This window comes from Candidatus Palauibacter polyketidifaciens (assembly GCF_947581785.1).
Classification (GTDB): domain Bacteria; phylum Gemmatimonadota; class Gemmatimonadetes; order Palauibacterales; family Palauibacteraceae; genus Palauibacter; species Palauibacter polyketidifaciens.
Map to the genome: position 1 here is coordinate 97021 of NZ_CANPVO010000013.1, position 17636 is coordinate 114656.

Here is a 17636-nt window from a genome sequence, read left to right on the forward strand (position 1 = left end):
TTCAGTGTGTGAGGGCGTATACCACGTAGTTGACGCCCAGCTTGTACGCTTCGTTGGAGAGGGCGATGGGGACGAACCCCCGGTCCGACCACTCCATGTAGTCGCCAATGTCGTTGTCGTGATTCACGATGACCATAAGGCGGCCCTCGGGGTCGTTGTCCTCGAAGACGCCCCAGTAGCTCGCCACGCCGCCGCGGTAGGGATGCGGCATCTCGATGTTCTCCTGCCTCAGGTGGAAGAACGAGTCGAAGATCGGGTGGCTGTCGTCGAGCCGTTCAAGCCGGAGTCCCGGGAGCAGGATCTGGAGCCCCTGCCTCGTCCTCTCCAGGTCCCGCCTGCCTCCCATGTCGTCGATGATGAGGAACCCGCCCTTGCGCAGATAGTTGCCCAGGTTGTCGGCCTCCACCTGGTTCATCGTCCAGCCGCCGGGTTCCGACAGGTACGCGACGGGGAACTTGAACAGGTCCGGGTCGTCCATGGCGAGCACGTTGCCACCGCCCTTGCGCGGGCCGATCGTCGTGAGCGCGTCCATGATCTCGGCGAAGTTGCGCTCGGCTATGGGCCAGTCGTGCGACCACCCCGGGTTCCAGCCCCAGCCGCCGCGGTAGTAGAGGCGGACGAAGGTGAACTCGCCGGTGTAGGGCGTGTTGTACTCCTGGTAGGAGGCGAGGTCGTCCCCGAACCCGCCGCCTCCCCGTCCGCGCCGGCGCTGGCCCTCGAGGTCGGCGACCGCGAGCAGCGTGAGCAGCGCGGCTAGGCCGCCGGTCGCAAGGGGTCGGGCGACGGGGGGTCGAGCGACCAGGCGTCGGGAGCGCGCGGTCATCTCCCGCCCTCCGGGTCGCCGCGGATCTCGAGCAGGAGATCGAGCGCGGCCTCGAAGTTGGGGGCGATCTCCAGGGCATCGAGGACCGCGCTCCGGGCGCCGCGCGCGTCCCCGCCCCGGTGCAGCGCGAGGGCGAGCCGGTAGTGGGCCTCCGCCGGATCGGCCGGCGCGAGCGCCAGCAGCGCCCGCCGCTCGCGGACCGCCTCGGGCCACGCTTCGACCGCCTCGTAGCCGGAGGCGAGCCGCGCGTGCACGTCCAGGTGGAAGGGGTCGATCCAGATCGCGCGCTCCAGCGTCTCGCGGGCGGCCGCATCGTTCCCGAGCGCCTGCTCGAGGTCCGCGAGGGCGAGGTGCGTCTCGAAGTGGTTCTCGTTGAGGGCGGTATACGTTCGGTAGGCCTCCGCGGCGCCCGCGAAGTCGCCGGCCTCACGGCGGAGATGCCCGAGAATGAGGATCGGCGCGTCGGCTCCTGCGTACTCGGGGAAGACCTCGTGCGCCCTCTCCAGCGCCCGCATCGCCTCCTCCGTGCGGCCCGCCCGCCGTGCCTCCGCCGCCGCCATGAGCAGTCCGGCGAAGGTGTCCGGGCCGGGCGGCGTCCCGGCTTCGGGGGTGCCCAGCGCCTTCAGCGTCGGGCCGAAGCGGGTCTCGATGTAGTCCCGCAACTCACGGTCGAGGCCCGCGAGCGTCGTCCCCAGCGCCCGTTCCACGACCTCCGGCGTCTCCAGCCCGTCGCGGTATCCGGCGAGCATGGCGAGTACGGCGTCGAAGCCGCGCGTCGTCTCGATCATCTCGCACAGGAGGGAGGCCATGTAGTAGGCGTGCTGCACCTGCCCGGGGTAGGCGGGCCGCACGAAGCCGTAGTTGAAGCGCTCGAGCGAGGGCAGCCGCTCGTCCCGGAAGGCGGCGAGGAAGCCGGGGTCCACGTCGGATCCCCACCCCTCGCGCGCGTGCCGCTCGTCGAGGACCGCGAGCCCCTCGGAGAGCCAGCGGGGGATGCGGTGCTCGGTGTAGCCGAGGGTGAAGGCGTGCGAGATCTCGTGCCACAGCGTCGAGCCCCAGTTGAAGGCGCCGCCGGGGCGGGCACCGGGGGAGTCCATGGCGAGGACGGAGCCGAAGCTCACGCCGAGCGCGCCGATGCCCGCGAGTCCGACCGTGCGCACGGAAAAGTCGGCGTGTCGGTCGTAGACCTCGACCGAGATCGGGGTCGGCGGCTCGTACCCGTAGCGGGCGCGCATGGCGTCGTAGGCTTCTTCGGCGAGCGCCGTGGCGTAGATGGAGAGGGCGCCCGCTTCCTTCGGGTGCATGGAGAAAACGAAGCGCGGGCTTTCCACCGTCTCGAACCCGGCCAGCTCCTCGAGCAGGTCGAGCGTGTTGAACACCCACACGTTGAAGGGATCGCCCTCGAAGGAGGCCTCGAGCGTCGCGTGCCCCGCCTCCAGGTCGCCGACGCGGAGCTGGTTAAGGCCGAGTTCCGCCATTCCGGGCCAGGACAGCGGATCGAGGGCCACGGCTTGCCGCGCGAACGCGACCGCATCGGCGTAGCGGTGCGTGCGGTAGGCAACCTGGGCGAGGGCGACGTAGAGGCCGGCGTGCCGCGGATCCAGCCGCAGGACGCGGTCGCGCGCCTCCGCGAAGGCGGCCGCATCTCCCCGCAGGTGGGCGGCCGCCGCGATTTCCGTCCACGCGGAGAGGGAGAGGGGGTTCGTCTCCAGCGCGCGCCGGGCCTCCGCTTCGGCCTCATCCACATCCTCGAGTTCGAGGTAGAGTCGCGCCAGGAAGGCGCGGGCTTCGGTAAGACGGGGGTTCGTTTCCAGCGCCTGCTGCGCGAGTTCAAGCGCTTCGGAGGAGCCGTCGAACTTCGCGCGGCGCGCCTTCGCCAGGAGGGCGCGCGCGTGGGCCGGGTTCCGGGCCAGCGCTTCATCGATCAGCGGCCCGGCCTCGAAGCTGTCGTACTTGTCGAGAAAGAGGAGACCGAGGTCGATGCGCGGCTCGGGGTCGCCGGGATCCGCTTCGATGGCCTCCTCGAAGGCGCGCACGGCGTCGTGGAAGAGGTCGGGGTCGCGGGCGCCAAGGTACGTGAGGGCGGCTCCGACGGCGCGCAGTTCGTCGGCTTCGAGGCGGCGGGCGCGATTGTAGAAGTCGATGAACCCGTCGAACAGGGCGAGGGCTTCCTCGCGCGCGCCGCGGTCGAAGAGAAGGCGTCCCAGGTCGAGCCGCGCGAGTTGCGCGTCGCTGGCCCGGCCTTCGATGGCCCGGCGGAAGTGCGCTTCCGCTTCGTCGAGGCGTCCGAGCGCGTACAACTGGCGCCCGCGTGCGCGGGCAAGTTCGGTGTCCGCGTTCGCTCCGCCCGGGGCGCGCGCGGCGGCCCGGTCGAGGGCTTCGAGCGCGGACTCGTACTCGCCGGTCGCGGCGAGCGCGCGCGCCCATCCGCGCGCGGAGGCCGGGAACTCGCCCCCGGCACGGGCCGCCGACCGATAAGCCGCGACCGCCTGCCCATAGTCGCCGGTCTGGTGCGCCTCGAGCGCCGCGGCGAGCGGTCCGCCGCCCCCCTCCGCATCCGAACGCTCCTGCGCGCGCCCCGATGTCGGCGCCAGGAGCACGAGCGCCAGCGCCAGCGCCGGGCGCGCGAACCGCATTCGGCGCGCGGTCGACCGGACGGGCGGGCGCGGGGTCAGGCGCACGGGACGCTCCCGCCCTCGCGGATGGCGCGGTTGAGCCGGGCGAGTTCGACGAGGAGCGTCTCGAGTTGCGCGTCGTATTCCTCCTCCGCCATCTCGTCGCGACGCGCGCGGAGCGCCGCGATCCCATCCTCCACCTCGCGCTTCCGCGCCAGTAGCGCGGCCACGGCCGGGTCGTCCGCCGCCGCCCCCGCCAGCGCGGCCGGCGCCTGGGCGAGGAAGAACCGGTTCGCCAGCGCACCATCGGGTCCGTCCGGAGTCGGTTCCAGCGATCCCTCGCCGTCCCCGTCATCGTCCAGCAGGGCGTGTTCGGTCAGCATCTCGTTGTCCCGCTCGTACCGGCGTCGGACCTCGCCCGTCGCGTAGCGGAACGCCTCAAGCAGCGACACCCGTTCGTCCTTGTCCACGTCCGCCTCGTCGAGGGCGAAGGCGTCGACGAAGAAGCCGCCGAAGTGGGTTCGCTCGCGCTCGCGGGGGGAGCGCGTGGCCGTCACGACGATCCGCCGCTCACCGGCGACCGCGGGCACGAACCCGCCGCTGGCGCTCGCCGCGTTCACGACCGCCACGGTCTGCGTCGGGAACGCGTGGAGCCACATCGAGAGCGCGTCCCCCGACAGGTCCGGGCCGGGCAGGCTGAAGCGCGACTCTTCGCCGCGGCCGCTCCCGTGGCCGAGGAGGAGGATGAGCGCCACGTCGGAGGGCCCGGCCCGGCTCGCCATGGCGAGCACCTCCCGCTCGACGGCCTCCAGGGTGGCCCGGCCCGCGACGCGGGGGGAGAGCGCCTCGTCCTCCGCCAGCCACGCGACGGTCTCGCGAACGCCGAGACGCTGGTCGAGTGCGTCGAGAAGCGACTCGGCTTCCGTCCGGAACTGCTCGGAGTACTCGGGCGCGCCCCCGAGGCCGGTGACGACGAGCACGTGCGTCCGCGGCGCGGCGGTCGCCGCCTGGGGTGCGGCCGGGAGGCCCGCGAGGCCGCCGACGCCGAACAGGGCCGCGGGAATCAGCGCCGCGGTGAGCGCGACGGCTCGCACGCCGCGGGTCACGCGAGATCCTTCCGTCGGCGGTACGCCCACTCCCCACCGAGCAGCCCCGCCAGGAGCAGAAAGAGGATGGGCATGTCCCACAGCGAGCGCTCCTCGTACACGGTGTCGCCGCTCTCCGTGTAGCGGATCTCGTCGGCCAGCACCTGCGCGTCATCCGCCGTGTAGAACCGGCCCCCCGTCTCGTCGGCGATCCGGCGCAGGAGTTCCGTCCGGCGCCCCGCTCCGAACTCCTCGATCCGGGGCGTCCCCGCCCGGAAGAAACTCCCGCCTTCCGCGATGTCGCGGCTCGTCTCGGCCCCGGCCCCCGGGCCCCCGGTTCGGGCTCCCGCAGCGCGGACCTGCACGCTGTACAGCCCCCGCTCCGGCGGCACGAAACGTCCCTCGTACTCGCCATCGCGCTCGACCGTCCAGTCGAGCCGGACCTCGGACGCGACGCCGCCCGGCCCGGTCACCGTGGCGACGACGTCCGCCCCGTTCACGCGCAGGTACCGTTCGTCCTCCACCTCGGCCCGGATCCGCAGCGGCTCCCCCATCGGGACGACATCGTCGCCCGAGTCGAGACGGACGCGCCCGGGCGTGTCGTGCACGAGCCAGCGGAGCAGCTGCCGCCACAGCGTCTCGTGCGTCTCGTCCTCCAGGGGGATGTCCGCGTGCATCTGCCACAGCCACGAATCCTGGGCGGCGAACACGATCGACGTCCCGCGCCCGTACCTCTGGTGCGCGAGGAGCATGCGCGGTTCTCCCTCGGCCGGCACGCCCCGGAGGAGGTCGACGGCTCCCGGTTTCAGCTCGAACACCCGGTTCACGGAGGTGAGGGGCGGAAGCTCCGTCCAGCGCTCGGCGGAAGACTCGGCGGCCTCCGCGATCCTCATCGCCGCGTGCCGGCGGCCGGCCAACGTGAGTTCGGCCGACACCTCGAGCACGTCCGGTTCGCCGGCTCCTCCGAGCACCACCGGCAGGGCGTCGGCCAGCGGCGTCCCCGTGTAGCCGCCCTCCCCCAGCGACCGCCGCCCGCCCAGTACGAGGAGTCCGCCCCCTCGCTGTCCCACGAAATCCGCCATCATCTGCAACTGGTCGTGCGTGAAGAAGCTCGCCTCCACGCTTCCTAGGATCAGCCCGTCGTACTCGTACAACTCCTCGCGCGTGTCCGGGAACCCGCCGGCGAGTTCGCCCGGCCCCTCCACGTCGAGCCGCAGGTATTTCTCGTCGGCTGTCCTCAGGAGCGTGACGACGTGCAGGTTCTCATCGTCCGCCACGGCGCGGCGCAAAAACTTGTTCTCCGGGCGCGGCGAGCCCTCGAAGTAGAGGATCTTGCGGCGCGTGTCCCCGACCTCCACCAGAACCTGGCGCTCGTTGTTGCCGGTCAGGGCCTCTCCCTCCTGCGGATCCACGAAGAAACGGATGGCGCGGGGCCCCGACTCCTCCAGGGTGAACTGGAGTTGCACCGCTTCCTCGCCGTCCGGCCCGAGCGTGAGATCGCGCGTGCCCACGATGCGCCCTTCGTCCTCCACATCGAGCCGCACCGTGCGTCCGCCCAGACCCGCGTGGGAGACGATGACGTCGGCCACGATCGTCGTCCCTTCCAGGGCCGCGCGAGGCACTTCCACGCGGCGCACCTCGACGTCGGGGGCGATGCGCTCCGAACCCATCCCGATCGTGTAGATGGGGATCCCCGCGGCGCGCGCCGAGAGCAGCGCCTCCGAAAGCGGCGGCGTCGCTTCGTCATCGTTGTCCGCGCCGTCGGAGACGACGACGATCCCGGAGAGCGGGAGTCCGGCCATCTCCTGCTGCACGCGGGTGAGCCCCGCGGCGAGGTTCGTGCGGGGGCCCGTAAAGGCCATCTCGCCCGCAGCGTCGATGCGGTCCGCATCGGAGTCGAACCCGTACATCCTCAGCCGGAAGCGGTCCTCGAGCGCCTGCCGGAGCGCGCCTTCGCCCCGCTGCGTCGCGAACGCCTGCCTGTCGGCGGGCTCCGCGGGCGCCGGATCCATGGCCGCGGAACCCGCCACGCCCGGGTCTGCGGCCAGGGGATCGGCAGGCGGATCGCCCGTCCCTCCCGCCGGATCCTCTTCTTCGCCGCCGAAGAGGTCGAGCATCCGCTGCGCGCGCGTCTCCCCGTCTTCATCCGCCACCCGCATGCTCCGGGAATCGTCGAGGAGGATCGCCACGAAGTTCCGCCGCGGGACGACGGTCGAGACGAGGAGAACGGGCCGCATCAGGAGGAAGGCGAGGACTCCCAGCGCGGTCGCCCTCAGTCCCATCATCACCCAGCGGTCCCGCGCCTCCACCGTGGGTCCGACGCGGCGGTATTCGAGCGCGAACCAGACGACGGCGCCGACCCCGAGGAAGGCGAGGACCACCCCCCACGAGGGGGCGGCGAGGGAGAGATCGCCGCGTTCGAACACGACGGGTCGGTATTTGAAGAGGAACTCGAACACGCGGTCGCTGACCCTTCCCTTCCGAACGCGGTCTCTGTCGGCGATCCAACCTACCAGTCAGGTATCCCTCTTAGAAACAAGGCCAGCCGGACGATCGTTGCCCATCTGCCGTCCTCGTCACGTTTGCGGCCGCCGACGCGTCTTCTCGTAGGCTTGCAGGGCCCGCTCGCGGGCGGCGGCGTGGTCGACGATGGGGGGTGGGTAGTCGCGGCCGAGTTCGACGCCGGCTTCGCTGAGCGCGTTCGGTGGGGCTTCCCACGGCTGGTGGAGCCAGCGGTCGGGGAGGCGCGCGATCTCCGGCACCCAGCGGCGCACGTAGGCGCCGGCCGGATCGAACTTTTCGGCCTGCCTGATGGGGTTGAAGATGCGGAAGAAGGGCTGCGCGTCGGCGCCCGAGCCGGCGACCCACTGCCAGTTGGCGACGTTGTTGGCGAGGTCGGCGTCGACGAGCGTGTCCCAGAACCACGCCTCGCCGTCCCGCCAGTGGATCAGCAGGTCCTTCGTCAGGAAGGACGCTGTGATCATGCGCACGCGGTTATGCATCCAGCCGGTGTGCCAGAGTTCGCGCATCCCAGCGTCCACGATCGGGTAGCCGGTGCGCCCCTGCTGCCAAGCGGCGAGCGCCTGCGGATCGTCGCCCCACGGGAAGCGGTCGAGGGCGGTGCGCCAGTTGTCCGTCTCCATGTGCGGAGAATCGGACAGCAGGTGATGGCTGAAGTCGCGCCACGCGAGTTCGCGGAGGAGCGCTTCGTGGCCGCTTGCTCCCGGCGCATCGGCCTCGATCAGGGGCGCCGCGGCGCGCCACACCTGGTGCGGCCCGATTTCACCCCAGTGCAGGTGCGGTGAGAGGCGTGAACTGCCTTCCAGGTCCGGCCGGTCGCGGTCGATTCCGTATCGTTCGACGCCGTCCGCCATAAAGTCGGCCAGCCGCCGCCGGGCCGCGGTCTCCCCCACCTCCCAGGTCTCTCGGAGCCCTTCGGCCCAATCGGGCGCCGTGGGCTGCAGCCCCCAGTCGTCGAGATGGTCGCTGGCGATCGCGGGGCCGGGGGCCAGCCGCTTCGGCGCCGGATGCGGCGGTGGCGCCCGGTAGCACTCTCGGAGCCGCTTCCAGAATGAGGTGAAGACCTTGTAGGGCGTCCCCTGACCTGTCAGGATCTCGCCCGGCTCGCTGAGGAGCGAACCCGCGTAGCTCTCCGTCTCCACACCGTCGGCGCGAAGCGTCGTCTTGATCTTCGTGTCGCGCGCAACGGACGCTGGCTCGTAGCACCGGTTCCACACCACGCGGCCGGCACCGGTTTCCCGCACGACCTTCGGGATGACGTCGGACGCCGGACCCTGCCGCAGGCGGAGGGAGAGGCCCAATCCGGCGAGATCTTCCGCCAGCGCGTGCAGGCTCTGGTGCAGCCACCAGCGGGACGCCCCGCCGAGAGGCCGGACGCGTGGGCTCTCCTCATCCAGCACGAACAGAGGGACGACGGGCCGCCCCAAGCTGGCGGCTTCGGCAAGGGCGCGGTTGTCGTGAAGGCGCAGATCCCGCCGAAACCAGACGACCACCGGAGCGGTCTGCGGCGCGCGGCGCCTCGGCTCGGGCGGGGCGGGGCCGTCTACGCGAGGCCCTCGCGTTCGAGGAAGGCGATCATCGTCGAGACGCACTCCTCGGGGTTCTCCAGCTGCAGGAAATGCGTCGTGTGCGGGATGAAGTCGTAGTCCCACCCGATCAATCCCTCGAGGTCGACGCTGGGCAGCGAGGAGAACTCGACGCTCGGGTCGCCGCCGATCACCTTCACGGGACAGGCAAAGTTCGTCGTATCCGGCTCGAAGGCGTACGCGAATCCGTAGTCGAACACCTGCGCCTCGAACTCGCGCGGGCAGCGGAGTTCATACCCGTCGCCGTCCGACGCGGGCTGGAGCAACACGTCGGCGGCAAGGTGCTCCACGCCGGGCTGCGTGAACTCGAACACCCACGAACGCCGGAACTCTTCGGCGAACTCCTCCCGCGTGGCGAACCGGGGCTGGCGATGCCGGGCCAGCATGCCCAGCCGCCGCCAGAGCGTGTCGATGCCGTAGTGATCGCCATCGGCCAGGTACATGGGCGGGTCGAAGAGGACGAGCCCCGCGTACCCGAGCCCCGGCGGATCGTGGTTGAGGGCGACCATCGCCGACAGCGAGTGAAACACGCCGACCGCGGGCTTCGCACCGAAGTGCTCTTCGATGCTCGCCCGGATGCGCCCTTCGTCGGCCGTGAAGGTCGCGACGTTGTGGTGGGCGAGGTCGGCCGTCGGGTTCCGGCCGTGGCTGCGGAGGTCGTAGACGATCAACTCGAAGCGAGACACGAGGCGCGACCAGAACGGGTAATAGAGGTCGATCGCGAGCCCATTGTCGTGGCTGAGGATGAGCCGCGGCCCTTTCACGTCCCCGTGACGCCGAAGCATGATGGGAGCGCCGCCGGTCGCTTCGATTTCGACGGTGTCGAGCGGCTTCGGGACCCGCCATTCCGGACTCGTCATCGCACCCCTCCTTTCGCGCCGGATGATACGCGCGCGGCGCACCGATGGCGAGCCAACACCTTCGCGCGCGCCGTCGACGTCCCCCCACCTCCGAGTCGAATGGCCGGACGCCGGCCCCCTGGCCATCGCGGAGGTCCACCGCGCGGGTGCATCGCACTACGGCGGTCCGCTTCTGACTTTTCCGGGGTCCACTCCGCCTGGTTGGTGTCTCAATGCGTCGCGTCGTTGACGGAGGAGAAGACAAGGGAGACCAATACAAGCTTCACTCCCTTCCGATCTTGCCGAGGCAATCGCTTTCCGGTACCCTCTCGATCGTCCGACGCGGGAAGAGAACCAGCTATTTCACGAAAGAGAAGACACCCATCATGAAGAATGAACTACACCTTGTTCTGGCCGCGGCTTCGAGCCTCGCATTTGCCGCCATTGCGACGTCAGCTGCGGCGCAACAGATCTCCGAACAGGCTGTCATTGATGCACAGAATGCCTGGGGCGCGGGTATTGTCGCGATCGCCAGGACCCATGCCGATGGCGGCGACTATGCCGCCCGTGCAACGGAACACATCAATGATCTTTATGCATATGGCGAGACCAACGTCATGTTCAAGCCGACCATGGCAGCGGAAGATCAGTTCCGTGAGACATTTGAGGAAGCTCTGAGCTATTTCATTGGGCAAGACGGAACGGAAGACAAGGGGTTCGCAATCTCGGGCTGGACCAACGTTCGGTGGGAGAACAACGGCATCTACACCAACGACGCCTCCGCAATGGCCATGGGCAACTACTACTTCACCGGCCCGGACGGCAACGAGACGAAGGTCGAATACACCTTTGGCTACGTCCTTGTTGGCGGTGATTTGAAGATCAATCTTCATCACTCATCGTTGCCCTACAGTCCCGAATAGTCGCGAAGCCCGGCCCGGACGGAAGTGGACGGACGAAGGATCGACGCGCCCGCTAAGCTGACCAGGTCTCGCGGCCAACCACGACGACTCCTTCGCGCACGGTGACATCCCGGTAGAGGTCGCCGAGCCGCTTCGTGAGCGGCCCCGGCGACCCGTCTCCGATGATCCGTCCGTCGATTTCCGTCACACTCGCGAGTTCTCCCATCGTGCCGGTGCAGAACGCCTCGTCGGCGCGGTAGGCCTCGGTTGAGGGAGAGATCCTTCACCCGGCTCGGGATGTCGTGCTCCGCGCAGAGTTCGAGCACCGTGGCGCGGGTGATCCCCTCGGGACAGGCGACGGTCCGACTCGTCATCGCGACGCCGTCGCGCACGAAGAAGAGATGGGTGGCGTTCGTCTCGGCGATGAAGCCGTTGCCGTCGAGCATCAGCGCGTCATCGGCCCCGGCCGCGTTCGCCTCGATCTTGGCCAGGATCGACTGCAGGAGGTTCGCGTGGTGGATCTTCGGATCCAGCGTGTCGGGCCCGAAGCGGCGCAGCGAACTCGTGATCAGCTTGAGGCCCGCCCGCTCGTATACCGGCGCCTTGTGCTCGGCGAGCACGATGAGCGTGGGGCCCGACCGGTTGAGGCGCGGATCCATTCCGCTGGTGACCTTCACGCCCCGCGTCAGCGTGAGCCGGATGTGCACCCCGTCGCGCATGCCGTTCGCGGCGAGCGTCCGGCGGATCTCTTCGATGATCTCCTCGTCCGGGGGGATCTCGGCGAAGGCGAGCGCCAGGGCCGAGGACCGGAGCCGGGCGAGGTGCTCCCGCAGCTTGAAGATGCGGCCGTCGTACAGGCGCAGCCCCTCCCAGACGGCATCGCCCCCCTGCACCACCGAGTCGAAGGGGCTGATGCCGGCCTCGTCCCGGTGGACCAGCGTCCCGTTGACGTTGACGATGAGATCGCGGTTTCGTTCGTTGAAGGGTTGCCGCACCTCATGTCCCAATCTGACGGTCCTTGACCCCCGGCTCCTCCGGAGGTCCGCATCAGTCCCCTTGCCGACACCCACCGCAAACTGGACTCGAGGCTCAATGCTCGCCGCTGCACGCCCGCGAAGCAGACATCTACGTCAAGTCATCGCACCGCTATCGCCGTAGCGAATCCCTCTAATCGAAGCACAACGGATCGCTCAGCCTCATAGTTCAACCACCCCCGCACACGGCACACGTCCCTCGTTCCCGAACGAACAAGTCCTCTGGCGGCGTCGCTCTCTTCAGGTTCATCCACGCTGACGCGTTGCCGCTTTGAATCGCGCAGCACCGCAACCAATGTAGGAGCCGGCCGAGTCGTCGTTCCTGCATTGAACACCAAGAACTGACGGGCGCCGTGCTCTCCTCTACTCTCCTCCTCCATTCGTCCTGGAAGAGTTCTCCTAAGCAGAATTCCAACGCCCCCATCGGCGTGACGAAATAACTCGGCAGTCGCGGAATCGGCAACCATTTCGGGAACGGCGGACTATCACGGTCTCCCAAAGCGTGCATGTGGAAGTACGGCCCGGGCGCTCCTAGCCTGCCGAGTTCGATTCGCCACATCGCGAGACGGCTACATTTGTTAGTTCCCCGCTCACCCAGATCATCACACGATACCGGTGGAGGCGTCCAATCCTCTTCCGCGTCGTCTTCATAGATGGCGATCCGCAGGGATGCCTTACCCGAGAACGAAATTAGACGAACGTTTCGATTCGTACGCTCCCGTTGTCGCCTTCCACGCCGGCTTCCCTCTGATTCTACGCGCGAAATCTCCCAGATCCCGTCGATACACGCTCGCACTGGCCGCCCCGGACTACGATCGTAGGTGAGAGTCGGCTTCGTCCAGAGGCCTTCCAACTCAAAGGGTCTAATGTGGGCGCCCGTTGTACTTCGGATTCCCTCGATGTGCGCGGAGAACTGTTCCAGACGCCAGACCGTGTTTCGGTCGAGGACAGGTGCGGCGATTTTCTTGAAATCGTTCGCTTCTCTGGCAAGCTCCGCGATGTTGAAGTAAAGTCCTGACATGTCTTATGCTATTCGATATTCGTCGAGAGGGTCGACGATGGCTCGCATCTCAGGAACCTCCTCCACCGTGGATATTCTCATCCATGCCGACTCTGCGAATGCCGGCCAGTGATCTGGGCGTACGTTGACCGCATCCGACGGGGAGGTGAATCGTCCAGACGGCTGGAGGTTCTCGTCCAAGCATACGACTGGCCGGCTGATTTCAAGCAGATCTAACTCCTTGCCCGCTTTCTCGCGGAGCGCTATTCCGAACTCGCCTGAGTCTCCGCTGGATCCGGCCGTAAGTTGCCAAACGTAGTCCTCTATAGCGCCCCGCCACCACCGATCGCCGAGAAAATCTGCGAGAAGCCCCGAGTATCTTCGATCATTGAGATCTCTCCTCAAGGCAGAATCCGACACAAGGAGTTTGCGCAGGTCATCTAGCCTTAACCGAAGGCGGGCGGCCAGCCAATGTTCATCCCAAAGAAAACTAGGAAATGGAAGAATCTGATGGAGGAGCCATCGAAGGAAAAGAACGCTGCCAGCTCCTCCGGCAAGCTCATGAATGGGAGGCTGGCATTCCCGCACGTCCCGCCAGCACCGCTCGTACCAGCCGATCCCCTCGGCCAATCCCAATAGGCGTTCCGCTTGAGATTCCGAATCGCGGGGATCACTCGGCCACTCTGCAGGAAGCTTGCGCGTTGCGCGCGCAAGCTCAAGCATCTGTTCGACCCGCCGTGAGTCCTGCTTCTCAAAGACCCACTCCAAGTTATTCAGGCGGGCCAAGACATGACGGGCGCTAGAACTGGGAAGCCGAATCCTACCTTTGGCCTCGGCCAAGCGGGCGGTGTGTAGGGCGAATGCCGCCCGTTGCGTCGATGGCGGCGTGCCTCCCGGGCCCGCGGGCTTCTGGTCAACTAGCTCACGCAAGACGGTGGCTAGCGCCAAGCCTGTCTGGATCCGGAACGGCGCGTCCTGCCGATCGCGCCCCGACCAGTCGTCGAGCTTGTAGTCGACGAGCACAAGATTGGCTCGTTCAAGGTCGGCGGTATCTATGTCCGACGGATGGAGTACTTCGATGTCCGCCCGGCCGTCGAAGGCGTTTATCATTTTATTGCGGACATCATCTGGAAAATCGTCAACGATCAGCACAAAGGGCTTGCCGCCGGGATCGTGCGATGTCTTGGAGCGTTGGATCATTTCGAGAACCTGACTTCCACGGCTGTGGCGTAAGGCGGCGAAGGTTCGACAAACTGCACACCTAAGCCGTAATACTCAAGCATGCTGCGGGTGATGGTGAGGCCCAAGCCCATACCTTGGCCGAGCATTGAATCCGGGCTATCGGTGGTGGACTCGAAGGGTCGGAACCAGCGTTCAGCCTCAGCGAGGGCGACCGCAACACCCGTATTCTGTACTCGCACGCGCACACCCTTGGAATCGGAAGCGGCCGAAGCGTGGATGCGGCCTTCAGGCTTCGCCGCCTTCACTGCATTGGTCAATAGATTTGCGAAGATCGTTGACAATTCGGCCGGGAACATCGGCGGTGACTTCAGGGCCGGCGGAATGTCGGAGAGTATCTCAACATGGTACCGTTCGGCGGAGTGCCGGACCAACCGAACGGCGGAATCGAATCGTTCAGCGATGGACTGTCGCGACCGTCGCCGTCTGGCGTTCACAGACACTACATCCGTCAGATATGAGGCGTGCCGCTCCACGGTCTGCCGAAGATCCACCGCGACACGCCACGCCCCCTGCAGGCGCCTTCGCTCCTCGCCTAGCAGCGCCCCCTCTTCGAGAATGACCTTGAGCGATTGATCCAAGGTCTGCGCCGTGCCGAGCACGCCATTGACCTCGTGTACGAAGGCGGCCATCTGAGTTCCGACCGACGCCAAGATGCGGAGCATGGCCCCCTCCCATATGATGGTGTCGGCCCGGTCCCTAACGTGCTCCAGCGCCACGGCTGCCCTATCGATGAGGGACTCGGCCCCTTCGAGGTCGCGTTGGCTTAGAAGAGAATGGATCTCCTTGATGACCCCCTTGGCGTCCTCGATCTCGACACGGAGGGATCGGGTAGCAGCTGTGGACAGCTTCGCCTCCCGAGCGGCCGCTCGAATTGCGGCCCGTTTCTGGCGCTCCGCAAGACCGGCGGCTGCTCGCACGCGGGTGCATAAGTCCACTCCAGTGCGAACATGATCGACGAGCGCGAGGAACCCTGCCTCCGGCACGAACCCCTCCCGGTTGACCAAGATTCGTAGAGTTGGGGCGTGTTCCTGAGTCAGGAAGACGCCGCCGAAGTAGTTGTTCTTCGGTAGGCGAGTCAGCCCCGCGTCTACATCCTTATCGCCCCACTCGGCGCTGAAGTCTAGGTCGCGAAGCAGTTCCAGTTGGCGGGGGCGGCGAGTGTAGTCGGAGTCGATCGATAGCCAGTCGTCATCACCATACGGAAGGACTCGAAACCCCTCGAGGAACACATGAACACCACTGGCTCTCGCTGCCCACACTCGCTGATCCTGTCTCGCTCTTAAGTGACCCTCGCGAATCAAGATCCGTGCGTCAAAGCACGGCGATGAGATGGTACGGTGCAAGGAGTTGGAGTAGCCCCGCGCGTCGGGATTCTCCTCAAGGGTCCGGCGGGTCGGCGCGATCGCGTAGACGACGTTGCTGCTGCCCGGGGCGGCACGCATCTCCACAACCCAAGTCGCCAAGTCCGCCACCAGCTCCCAGTAGTCGTCTCCCGTCTCAAAGTCGCCGTCGAGGACCACTCGAAATCCGGCTAAGGGCGAAGATTCGACCGGTGCGCCGATGTCTCGCACTTCGGGACGTTCGAAGAGAAGCGGCGCAGGAATCACGTTTTCTGGCAAAGGATCTCGGATGAAATCCGGAGCCTGAAATGACGAGATCTCCGCCAAGAACCTGGATCGCTCGGACTCAGTCCACTTTCGCCTTAACTGCGACAACGTAAGGGTCGTCCCGGATAGGGCATCGGGACGCGCCGCCCGCTCACCGAACAAAATCGTGCCGGGCGGGATGTCATCGAGGGTCTCGAATCCCTCAATCTTGTCCCAGTCAATGACTGCGTGCAGCGCAGTAGGACTCGTTCCCGAAGTAACGCTCTCGACCTCCAGCCTTCTGGCCAGTTTGTGGGCGGCCAAGCGACCGATCCCCTTCACGCCTGTGTAGCGTCGTCCAAACCTCGTCGAGCGCCTTGTACCCAGTTCCTTGAACCGGGATGCGACCCTCAGGAAACCGGAGATAAACTGGTCGCGAGTCATGCCGACGCCGTTGTCCGTCACTACAATTCGACCGCTGCGAGGATCATCCAAGGACTCGCCATGGACTAGGACCTCGGTGGCGTCGGCATCGTAGGAGTTCTTGATGAGTTCGATCAAGGCAGTCGAATCTCGCCCGACGAGGAGTTCTCCGAGTTCCCGGAACAGGTGAGTGTCAACCGTGAACCGCGGGTCTTCCGTGACGCTAGACATTCGGATGAATCTCGGAAGCCGGGGCGCGCGTGCGGAAGGGGCGACGCCATTTCATCAACTTCCTGCGCTGTTCTCGAAGAGTGTTGATGTCGGCTGCACTCAGCCCGAGCCCAGCACGGAGTACATGCTTATCGGCCAAGGACCTTGCCTCCTCCTCACGACCCGCCCGAAGGAGGCGATGGATCGGCTCAAACGCGCACTCGGCGCTTGGGACCAATGGGACCGGGAGGCGGTTCAGCGTGCCGGGCTCGATCTTGAGTACACCGCCTCCGTAACGGCGGCCGTAGAGTTCCGCCCAGAGACCGACGGCACTCGTGAGGAATCCCACGGCTACGGCCTCCGGCTCAACAGGAAGACCCTCTTTCCAGCCGACCCAGTGCATCGTGTTGGTGCAATGGAAACCCCCTCGGTTGAGGACCAACAACGGAGGGCCCAATCGTGCGCAGGTAGCGAATGCATCTGGCGGATCGGGGAGATCGATCTGAAACCAGTCGTCCCGGAGCGCACACTTGTATCTCTGCTCGACACCGTTTTGAACACCCTCGTCGATCCATCGCTCGACCTCGGCACTTCCGCCGTTCTCCGGGGGGCGGACCAAGAAGGCCCGACCTCCGTTCTTCGCGAGACGCTCGTGGTCGTCGGCGTCCAAGGCCAAACCTGTAAGCCACCGCGTGCGCGCTACGATGGGATGGCGCGAGGGTTCCGGCACGCCCAACTCGTCAAGGTTACGCCGAGATCGAATGAAGTGGCCGTTGGCTCCCGTTACGATGCCGACGCGCACGGTGGCGAGTTCCGAGACACGCCGAAACTCTGGACCCTCTTCAAGCCGACGCAGTAGGGCGAGCACCGCAGAATCGATTCTTCGCCCGCGCACGAGTGCGGACTGCGCTTCGCGGGATCCGTCCGAACGTGCGAGCGCGGACTCAATTTCTTCGACGGAATCGACTGCCGCTTCTCTCGACTCGCCACACTCTCCGAAACCGGAACATGCCACGAGTACGACTGCTTCTTCGGTGCCTTCGAAGAAGCGCTCGCGGATGTGGACCAAGCGAGTGGTCGAAAACCGCTGGCGGAGGACCGCGCGCACCGGCTCGGCGTAGTCGGCCTGAAGGATCGCCTCCGGCACGAGCATCGCGAGTCGCCCGTTGACGGCGAGGTATTCCAAGGAGTGGAGAAGGAAATAAGCCCAGAGGCTGGCTGTGGCGGGCAAGTTTAGTGGCGAGGCGGCGGCCACGATCCGTGCGGTCTCGCGCTGCTCCTCCGTCATCCAGTGGTGTCGGACATACGGTGGATTGCCCACGATGGCCGCGAACGGATCCGGCGACAACTGAGCGGGCGATGTCTTCAGGAAGTCGTTGGTCGTGAAGTTGGCATCGACGAGACGCGCGTCGGATTCCACCGCGTCGGCGCAAGCGCCATCAATGTCAACTCCGTACAATTGCTCATATGGGCCTTCGATGCCGCGCTCCGCGAGTACGTGAGCGGCCGCGTCCACGAAGGCACAGCCTCCGTAGCTTGGGTCGAGGAGTGGTCCGGTTCGGTCGCCCAAAGCCCACCGAGCCATCGTAGTCGCTACGTCACGGGGCGTGTAGTACGCGCCCAAGCGCCGACGACGGCTGACTTGTGAGCCCGCCAAGGTTGACTGCGCATCAGGTGTCGTACCGGACGCAACCTCTGGCGCGGCCTGCTCTTCAACCACGGTTGGAGTCATGGCCTCCCTCGAAGGTCCGTGCGGGGCGGAAGCGGTAAG

General features: G+C 66.8%; 11 protein-coding genes. 1 reads left to right on the forward strand and 10 read right to left on the reverse strand.

What is annotated here, in order from left to right; translation table 11 throughout:
* Position 1: 1 nt before the first annotated feature.
* The 6 genes from RN729_RS02645 to RN729_RS02670 all read right to left on the reverse strand — a co-directional run bounded on the left by RN729_RS02645 (position 2) and on the right by RN729_RS02670 (position 9489).
* Complete coding sequence (locus tag RN729_RS02645; protein ID WP_310782123.1) at positions 2-823, reverse strand: DUF4159 domain-containing protein; 822 nt, start codon at positions 821-823, stop codon at positions 2-4.
* Positions 820-3504: a tetratricopeptide repeat protein gene (locus RN729_RS02650; RefSeq protein ID WP_310782124.1), complete on the reverse strand. Its 2685-nt coding sequence runs from the start codon at positions 3502-3504 to the stop codon at positions 820-822. The genes RN729_RS02645 and RN729_RS02650 overlap by 4 nt, the downstream gene beginning before the upstream one ends.
* On the reverse strand, positions 3495-4544 hold the full coding sequence (locus tag RN729_RS02655) for a hypothetical protein (protein ID WP_310782125.1): 1050 nt from the start codon (positions 4542-4544) through the stop codon (positions 3495-3497). Before RN729_RS02655 ends, RN729_RS02650 begins: the two co-directional genes overlap by 10 nt.
* Positions 4541-6982, reverse strand: coding sequence for a glutamine amidotransferase (locus RN729_RS02660; RefSeq protein WP_310782126.1), 2442 nt, complete (start codon positions 6980-6982; stop codon positions 4541-4543). The genes RN729_RS02655 and RN729_RS02660 overlap by 4 nt, the downstream gene beginning before the upstream one ends.
* A gap of 117 nt (positions 6983-7099) precedes the next feature.
* Positions 7100-8536: a deoxyribodipyrimidine photo-lyase gene (locus RN729_RS02665; RefSeq protein WP_310782127.1), complete on the reverse strand. Its 1437-nt coding sequence runs from the start codon at positions 8534-8536 to the stop codon at positions 7100-7102.
* A 50-nt stretch (positions 8537-8586) separates the two neighbouring features.
* Positions 8587-9489, reverse strand: a complete 903-nt coding sequence (locus RN729_RS02670; protein WP_310782128.1) for an alpha/beta hydrolase — start codon at positions 9487-9489, stop codon at positions 8587-8589.
* Positions 9490-9854: 365 nt separating this feature from the next.
* On the opposite strand from RN729_RS02670, the gene RN729_RS02675 reads away from it, so the two are divergent.
* The gene (locus RN729_RS02675; RefSeq protein ID WP_310782129.1) at positions 9855-10391 is read left to right on the forward strand and encodes a hypothetical protein; all 537 of its coding nucleotides are present in this window, start codon (positions 9855-9857) and stop codon (positions 10389-10391) included.
* On the opposite strand, the gene RN729_RS02680 is transcribed toward RN729_RS02675, so the two are convergent.
* The 4 genes from RN729_RS02680 to RN729_RS02695 all read right to left on the reverse strand — a co-directional run bounded on the left by RN729_RS02680 (position 10376) and on the right by RN729_RS02695 (position 17597).
* Positions 10376-11365 (reverse strand): aminotransferase class IV, encoded by a 990-nt coding sequence (locus tag RN729_RS02680; protein WP_310782130.1) that lies wholly within the window; start codon positions 11363-11365, stop codon positions 10376-10378. The two genes, RN729_RS02675 and RN729_RS02680, sit on opposite strands and share 16 nt — an antisense overlap.
* A 1063-nt stretch (positions 11366-12428) precedes the next feature.
* Positions 12429-13604, reverse strand: a complete 1176-nt coding sequence (locus RN729_RS02685) for a hypothetical protein (RefSeq protein WP_310782131.1) — start codon at positions 13602-13604, stop codon at positions 12429-12431.
* Positions 13601-15886, reverse strand: coding sequence for a sensor histidine kinase (locus tag RN729_RS02690; protein WP_310782132.1), 2286 nt, complete (start codon positions 15884-15886; stop codon positions 13601-13603). Before RN729_RS02690 ends, RN729_RS02685 begins: the two co-directional genes overlap by 4 nt.
* On the reverse strand, positions 15879-17597 hold the full coding sequence (locus tag RN729_RS02695) for an N-6 DNA methylase (protein WP_310782133.1): 1719 nt from the start codon (positions 17595-17597) through the stop codon (positions 15879-15881). The genes RN729_RS02690 and RN729_RS02695 overlap by 8 nt, the downstream gene beginning before the upstream one ends.
* Between the last annotated feature and the right edge of the window lie 39 nt (positions 17598-17636).